8 protein-coding genes are annotated in these 7,162 nt (G+C 65.6%); 2 read left to right on the forward strand and 6 right to left on the reverse strand.

Features of this window, described 5'->3' with window-relative positions:
• The first annotated feature begins 63 nt into the window (after positions 1 to 63).
• Entirely contained in the window at positions 64 to 1,113 is a 1,050-nt protein-coding gene (locus tag ACYP5B_RS03450) for an alpha/beta hydrolase (RefSeq protein WP_459568599.1), read from the forward strand.
• A 123-nt stretch (positions 1,114 to 1,236) separates the two neighbouring features.
• Here ACYP5B_RS03450 and ACYP5B_RS03455 read toward each other — a convergent pair whose 3' ends face one another.
• The 6 genes from ACYP5B_RS03455 to ACYP5B_RS03480 form a co-directional block, all read right to left on the reverse strand.
• A complete protein-coding gene (locus tag ACYP5B_RS03455; protein ID WP_318231320.1) occupies positions 1,237 to 2,538 on the reverse strand; it encodes a sensor histidine kinase in 1,302 nt (433 codons plus the stop codon).
• A gap of 32 nt (positions 2,539 to 2,570) precedes the next feature.
• Positions 2,571 to 3,314, reverse strand: coding sequence for a response regulator (locus ACYP5B_RS03460; protein ID WP_318231319.1), 744 nt, complete (start codon positions 3,312 to 3,314; stop codon positions 2,571 to 2,573).
• Between the two features lie 320 nt (positions 3,315 to 3,634).
• Complete coding sequence (locus tag ACYP5B_RS03465; protein ID WP_459568547.1) at positions 3,635 to 4,918, reverse strand: MFS transporter; 1,284 nt, start codon at positions 4,916 to 4,918, stop codon at positions 3,635 to 3,637.
• A gap of 2 nt (positions 4,919 to 4,920) precedes the next feature.
• On the reverse strand, positions 4,921 to 5,763 hold the full coding sequence (locus ACYP5B_RS03470) for an oxidoreductase (RefSeq protein ID WP_459568548.1): 843 nt from the start codon (positions 5,761 to 5,763) through the stop codon (positions 4,921 to 4,923).
• Between the two features lie 48 nt (positions 5,764 to 5,811).
• Positions 5,812 to 6,048, reverse strand: coding sequence for a tautomerase family protein (locus ACYP5B_RS03475; protein ID WP_267604920.1), 237 nt, complete (start codon positions 6,046 to 6,048; stop codon positions 5,812 to 5,814).
• 89 nt (positions 6,049 to 6,137) lie between these two features.
• A complete protein-coding gene (locus ACYP5B_RS03480) occupies positions 6,138 to 6,890 on the reverse strand; it encodes an SDR family NAD(P)-dependent oxidoreductase (RefSeq protein WP_400095106.1) in 753 nt (250 codons plus the stop codon).
• A gap of 145 nt (positions 6,891 to 7,035) precedes the next feature.
• On the opposite strand from ACYP5B_RS03480, the gene ACYP5B_RS03485 reads away from it, so the two are divergent.
• On the forward strand, positions 7,036 to 7,162 hold a 127-nt coding region (locus ACYP5B_RS03485; protein ID WP_459568600.1), incomplete at its 3' end, for a helix-turn-helix domain-containing protein.

A 7,162-nucleotide genomic window follows, 5' to 3' on the forward strand; every position in this document is an offset into this window, starting at 1 on the left:
AAACAGGCGCTATACGTCGGTCGCCAATACTTCCCATCGGCATCATTCCCAATGGAGAGAACCATGTCCGAACCGATCAATCAAAAACGGCGCCGCCTGTTTGGCACGGCCGCGCTCACGCTGGCCGCAGCGCCACTTGGCCTGTATGACCTGGCGCACGCGGAATCCGGCAAGACGGCAGCGCGCCTGCCGACCGCAAAGCCGGGTACGCATACCCAATTCACGACGATCAAGCAGGTGACTGCCGGCGAACTCAATATCGGCTATGCCGAGGCAGGTCCTGCCGATGGGCCCCCCGTCATCCTCCTGCATGGCTGGCCGTATGACATTCACAGCTTTGTCGACGTCGCGCCGGCGCTGGCGGCGGCGGGGTACCGCGTGATCGTGCCGTATGCACGTGGCTATGGCAGTACACGCTTCGTTTCCGACGCGACGGTTCGCAATGGCGAGCAGGCGGCGCTTGCGCTCGACACCCTCGCCCTGATGGACGCGCTGGGCATCGGCAAGGCGATCCTCGCCGGCTACGATTGGGGCGCGCGCACGGCATGCATCGTGGCGGCGCTCTGGCCGGAGCGCTGCAAGGCGCTGGTTTCCGTCAGCGGCTATCTGATCGGCAGTGTCGAGGGCAACCGAAAGCCGCTTGCGCCGCAGGCCGAACTCCAATGGTGGTATCAGTTCTATTTCGCCACCGAGCGCGGGCGGGTCGGCTATGAGCAGCACCGGCACGCGTTCACGAAGCTGATCTGGCAACTCGCCTCGCCGAGATGGCACTTCGACGACCGCACGTTCGACCGCAGCGCCGTGGCGTTCGACAACCCGGACCACGTGAGCATCGTGATCCACAACTACCGCTGGCGGCTCGGCCTTGCCGAGGGCGAATCCCGATACGCCGATCTGGAACAGCGGCTTGCTGCGTTTCCGAGCATCGGTGTGCCAACCATCACGATGGAAGGTGACGCCAATGGCGCGCCGCACCTGGAACCGAGTGCCTATGCCAGCAAATTTTCAGGCAAGTATCAGCATCGGCTCATCACAGGCGGCATTGGCCACAACTTGCCGCAGGAAGCGCCGCAGGACTTTGTCAGAGCCGTGATTGACGCAGACCACCTCTGAGCGCAGGTTGCCTGGTCAGGCTTGTTGCCGGAGCGTGGCCAGGCTGCTTCGAGGTGGACAGCGACGCATTGAAACCGTGGCCCCGCCGAGCAACCGGGGAGGCCTCTACCCCTCCCCCTTTGGTCAGCCTAGCCTGACGATCGCTGCCAGCCCGCCCCCTTCGCGGTTGCGCAGCTTGAGCGATCCGCCGATGGCCACTGCAAGCTGATGTGCAATCGCCAGTCCCAGGCCGGAGCCGCCGGTCTCGCGGCTGCGCGAGCTTTCGAGCCGGACGAACGGCTGCAGCACGGCTTCGAGCTTGTCTTGCGGGATGCCCGTGCCGCGATCGAGCACCTCGATGATCACGGTGTCGTGCTCGCGGTCCACGCGCAGTTCCGCCGCGCCGCCGAACTTGATCGCGTTGTCGATCAAGTTGGTCAGGATCCGGCGCAGCGCATGGGGGCGCGTCACGATGGCGCCGCCGATGTTCTGCTGGATGGTCACTGCCTTGCCGATGTCCTGATAGTCGTAGGCCAGGCTCTCGATGAACGATCCGAGGTCGATTCTCGATGGCTTCTCGCCATCGCCGTGCGTGGATCGCGCGTACGCCAGCCCTTCCTGCACGAGCCTTTCGATCTCGGCCAGGTCCTGCACCATCTTGCGCTTCTCTTCGGAGTCCTCTGCCAGCTCGGCGCGCAGTTTCATGCGCGTGATCGGCGTCTGCAGATCGTGCGAGATGGCCGCCAGGATCTGCACGCGCTCCTCGATGAACTGGGCGATGCGCTCGCGCATGGCATTGAATGCCCGCGCGGCGCGGGTCAGCTCGGCGGGGCCTGTTTCGGCCAGCGGCGGCGTCTTTATGTTGGGATTGAGCGTATCAGCGGCATCGGCCAGTGCCACCAGCGGCCGGATCGACACGCGTACGGCGAACCAGCAGCACCCGACCAGCAACAACAGTTGGATCACCAGCACATAGGGCAGCCACTGGGCGATCGGGATCATGCGCGGATGCACGTCGATGGTCAGGGGGCTGCCGTCGCTCAGCGTCAGGTGCGCCTGCAACTGCTTGCCGTCGCCCGGGATCGACTCCACCGTGACGGGAAAGCGGCCCTCGCTGGCTTGGGTGATCCGCGCGGCAATATCCTTGCCGCGTTGCGTCATCTCGGGCACGCCCGGCGAGCCCGGCCCCAATATGTATTGATAGTTGCCGCGATTCACGCGCGGCAGCCATTGCGCACGCTCGGCGGCGGGAACGCGGTCGAGGATGGCAATCGAGGTGGCCACGTCGGTTTCCAGCGTGCCCAGCATGACTTCGTGCGCTGTCATGTATCTCTCGGAGAACAGCACGCCAAACGACAAACCATGCGCGATCACCAGCCCGGCAAGCAAGATCAGGAACAGGCGCGAACCCAGCGAGCGCGGCCAGGGCCAGAGGCGCGTGCTCATTGTGCTCGTTGTGCTCGTTGCGTTCAATGTGCTCATTGGCGGGCCTCCTTGATCTCCACCGGCATCGCAAGCACGTAGCCCTCGCTGCGCACGGTCTTGATGTAGCTGGGTTCGCGTGCGTCGTCTCCCAGGCGCTGGCGCAGGCGGCTGACCAGCAGGTCGATGGAGCGCTCGAACATGTCCGCCTCGCGGCCCTGCGTGAGGTTGAGGAGTTGATCGCGGTTGAGCACGCGCTGCGGATGGTCGACGAACACGCGCAGCAGCCGGTACTCCGCGCCGCTGAGCGTGACGATGGTGCCGTCGCTGTCGATCAGGTGGCGCGCGGTGGTATCCAATTGCCAGTGACCGAACGCGAGCATCTGCCCTGCTTCGGTGATCTGCAGATTGGGCGGCAGCATCCTGGTGCGGCGGAGCACGGCCTTGATGCGCGCCAGCAGCTCGCGCGCGGCAAAGGGCTTGGCGACGTAATCATCCGCGCCCATTTCGAGGCCGATGATGCGATCCGTTTCATCGTCGCGCGCGGTCAGCATCAGCACGGGCGTGGCCTTGTGCTTTCCGGCACGCAATTCGCGGCACAGCACCAGGCCGTCATCGCCCGGCAGCATCAGATCGAGCACGATCAGGTCGACGGTATTGGCCTCCAGGAACGAGCGCATGTGGCGGCCATCCGGCGCCACCGTCACGCGCAAGCCGTTCTTGGTGAGATAGGTCGAAACGAGTTCACGGATTTCCCGGTCGTCATCGACGATCAGGATATGGTCGACGTGCGATTCCATCGGGTTCACCTCGGCAGGATTGGGAATGTTCGGCCAGTCAGTTTCGTCGCCATTGTATGGGGGCCTTCGGCCCCGCGTGTATCGCAATGTATCCGGGCGCCGCGCTGCCACAAAGAGGTACAAACTCGCTTGTTTGCGACGCTTGTTTGCGACGCATGTTTGCGACACACCCAGGCGACGTCCGCGGTGCCTGATCAAGGGCAACCCAGCCACGCCAACAGACCCGATCATACCTCTGCTGCTACTTGCTTGCCTGGGTGGCGCACCGACCATCCTGAGCCCGTGCATCCTGCCCGTCCTGCCCGTCGTGCCATTTGTGCTCAGCGGCGACGCGCCCACTGGGCCAGTCCGGCGCAGGCGACCAGCAACCCACCCGTGACAAAGAACACCGAATGCAGGCCGAGGCTCACGCCGATCTGACCGCCGATCACCGGCCCGATCACCTGGCCGCTGAACTGCGCCGATTGCAGATACCCCAGCATCTGCCCCGTCGCGTGTTCGTCAACCGATTGTCTCGTGAGCTTGCCGATCGCAGGCAGCAGGCCAGCGAGCGTCATGCCCATCAGCATGCGCAGCGCGGCCAGTTGCCACCAGTGCGTGACAAACGCTTGCGGCAGCATCGCAAGCCCCGTCAGAACCAGGCAGCCGATGATCACGTTCCAGCTACCGATGCGGTCGGCCAATGCGCCGAGCCGCGCCGCCGTCAGCACGCTGCCGAGCGCCGAACACGCCATCACCACGCCCGCGATGCGGGTCAGGTGATCCGCGCCCACGCCCAGGCTGCCGATATAGACCGTGATGATTGGCTCGATCGACATGTTGGCGAGCAACACCATCATTGCCGTCACCAGCAGCGCGGCCACGACAGCGTAGTTCGTGCGGCGCACCGCGCCCGCAGCCGGATTGGCCGTGCGGCCCCTAGCGTCGCTGGCCGGATGAAAGTCCTCCTTGACGACAAAGATCGTCAGCAGCGCGGTGACCGCGATCATCGCCCCGCCCGCGAAGAACGTGCCCCGGATGCCGATCCATTCCGGCAGCAGCCCGCCGACCAGCGGCCCGACGAGGTTGCCGGCGAGCGCGCCGGTCGACAGGATGCCCAGCGCCCAACCCGCGCGCTCGCGCGGCGCCTGGGTGCCGACCATCACCGTAGACGCCGACGCAAAGCCGCCCACGAGGCCGGCGATCAGCCGCAGCGCGACAAGCTCGTAGACATTGTGGGCGACGCCGATCAGCGACATCACCACGGCCATCCCGACCGCCGCCCGAATGAGCATCGGCTTGCGGCCGAAGCGATCGGCCAGCCGCCCCCAGAGCGGCGCGGTCAGCGCCGTGCCGAAAAACGTCGCGCCGAACGCAACGCCCGACCATTGAATCACGCCCGACTGCGATTCGACGCCAAGCTGCCTGACGTACACGGGCAGGAACGGCAGCAGCATGCTCAGGCTGACCAGCGTTGTGAACGAGCCGAACACGCAGACCGCAAGATTGCGCCGCCAGTAGTGTTCGTTGCGCGCGGCGTAGCCGATGTTGCTCGCCCGGCCAGGCGCGGCGGACGTCGATTGGGCGGCCTGGTGGGCAGCCTGGTTCATTTTTGCGGATTGCATGGCTACCCCCCGAAGTCGGTTGAGCCCGTGATGGATTCCCAAGCCCCGATCTCTCTGCCCAAGGCCCTGAGGCGCGCCTCGACAAGCCGCCGGGCGTCGTCGCCGAGCAGCAGATGCGTCGGCGGATCCTCAGCGTCGACAATGCGCAGGAGCGCGAGGGCCGCCTTGGCCGGATCCCCCGCCTGGTGGCCGCTGTATTCCTGCCGGCGCCGGCGCACCGGCTCGAACACGGCGTCGTAGTCGGCAATCGAGCGGCCGGAACGGACCATCGAGCGCCCTGCCCATTCGGTGCGGAAGGACCCCGGCGCGACGGCCGTGACCTTGATGCCAAGGCCGCTGACTTCCTTGGACAGCGCTTCGCTGATGCCTTCGAGCGCGAACTTGCTGCCGTTGTAATAAGCGACGCCGGGCAAGCCCACGTAGCCGGCCATCGACGTGATATTGACGATGTGGCCACGGCGCCGCTGGCGCATGGCTGGCAGCACGGCCTTGATCATGGCCACCGCGCCGAACACGTTGACCTCGAACTGGCGGACCAGCTCGGTCAGCGGCGACTCCTCCAGGATGCCCTCATGGCCGTAGCCCGCGTTGTTGACGAGCACGTCGAGCGGGCCCCAGTCATGTTCGATCCTGCGCACGGCGGGCTCGACGTCATCCAGCCGGCTGACATCCAGGATGACGGCCTTGGCGCGCGTGCTGTGAAGGGCCTCGAACGCGGTGCGATCATCCTCGCGCCGCACGGTGCCGACCACGCGGTGCCCGGCGTCCAGCGCCGCCTCGGCAAAGGCGCGGCCCAGGCCGCCGCTGACGCCGGTGATGAGAAAGGTCTTCTTGATGGTCTTCATTGCAGACTCCACGGACTCCAGGTAGGGGCTGGCGCCGCCCAAGGCGGTTTATCGGCTGTCCTGCGCACCGGGGGCTGAAGCGGCATTCGACTGCTTGCGAATCTCGGTGGTCGTCCGGCCCCCGAAACCCCAGTTGTCGGTATCCACCTCTTCGATTGCGATGTGCGTCCATTCGGGCGGTTTGTGCAGCACGCGCTCCAGGGTCTCGGTCACTTCCTTGATGACCTGGGCTTTCTGCTCGGCGGTGGTTCCCTCGCGGGTAATGCGAATGCTGACGAAAGGCATGGCGGCCTCCTGCATGGATTGACGTTTCGAGATGAGAGCAATGGATTCCGGGCCGCGGCAGGACACACGTCCGGCCGCGGCTGCCGGCTTCAGCGGCCTGCGCTGAAGCCGCCGTCCACCGGCAGCACGGTGCCGGAGACAAAGTCGGCCTTGGCCAGGTAGAGCACGGCGTCGCTGATCTCGGCGATGTTGGCGATGCGGCCCAGCGGGTGCAGGCTGCCGAGTGCCGCATGGGTTTCGGCGGCATGCATCGGGGTGTCCACGACACCCGGGGCGACCGCGTTGACCGTCACGCCGTGGGGCGCCAGTTCCAGCGCCAGCGCGCGCGTGGCCTGGTTGATGCCGCCCTTGAGGGCCACGGCCAGCAGCGCTGGCACACCGCCGTGCGGCTGAAGCGCCAGGGACGCGGTGATGTTGATGATCTTGCCGCGCTTGCGTTCACTCATGTGCCTGGCCGCTTCCTGCGACGGATACAGCACGCCCTTCAGGTTGGTGGAGATCTGCTCCTCCACTTCGTCCGGCGTGAACTGCACGAACGGCTTGGCCGTGAAGATGCCCGCGTTGTTCACCAGCACGTCGACCTTGCCGTACTTGGCAATGGCCTGCGCGAAAACCTGGCGCGCCGATTCGGGCTTGCCGACGTCGCCCGCGACGCCCAGGAAGCGCTCGCCGGCATTCAGCTGTTCAGCGGCGGCTTGCAGGCGCTCGGTGGAACGGCCGGTGCCAACGACGTTGTAGCCCGCCTTGAGGAAGGCTTCGGCCAGGCCCAGGCCGATGCCGCTGGTGGCGCCGGTGATGATGACGGTGTTGTCGGTGCTGTGGGTGTTGTGGGTGTTGCTCATGATGGTCCTCCGATGGATCCAGGTTCAGGTTCAGGGTCCGGTGTCGGACTCCAAAGCCGTCACCGGTGTGGAGGTACTATATTGCTGCTGTAGAACGCAAAAAACGGGGTTTCCTGCACTTTTCCTATTACATCGTGTAAAGAATATGCACCGGCAATTCGACGACATCCTGCTCGGCAGCATCGAGCTGTTTTGCCTGGCCGCCGAGGCCGGCAGCTTCACGGCGGCCGCCAATACCGCAGGCGTCACGCCTGCGGCCGTCAGCCGCGCGA

The organism is Cupriavidus sp. 8B, from assembly GCF_054589115.1.

Excerpts from the sequence above, each read along its gene's own strand:
- ACYP5B_RS03450 (WP_459568599.1), top strand. The coding sequence starts at position 64 with ATGTCCGAACCGATCAATCAAAAACGGCGCCGCCTGTTTGGCACGGCC.
- ACYP5B_RS03455 (WP_318231320.1), bottom strand. The coding sequence starts at position 2,538 with ATGAGCACGCGCCTCTGGCCCTGGCCGCGCTCGCTGGGTTCGCGCCTG.
- ACYP5B_RS03460 (WP_318231319.1), bottom strand. The coding sequence starts at position 3,314 with ATGGAATCGCACGTCGACCATATCCTGATCGTCGATGACGACCGGGAA.
- ACYP5B_RS03465 (WP_459568547.1), bottom strand. The coding sequence starts at position 4,918 with ATGCAATCCGCAAAAATGAACCAGGCTGCCCACCAGGCCGCCCAATCG.
- ACYP5B_RS03470 (WP_459568548.1), bottom strand. The coding sequence starts at position 5,763 with ATGAAGACCATCAAGAAGACCTTTCTCATCACCGGCGTCAGCGGCGGC.
- ACYP5B_RS03475 (WP_267604920.1), bottom strand. The coding sequence starts at position 6,048 with ATGCCTTTCGTCAGCATTCGCATTACCCGCGAGGGAACCACCGCCGAG.
- ACYP5B_RS03480 (WP_400095106.1), bottom strand. The coding sequence starts at position 6,890 with ATGAGCAACACCCACAACACCCACAGCACCGACAACACCGTCATCATC.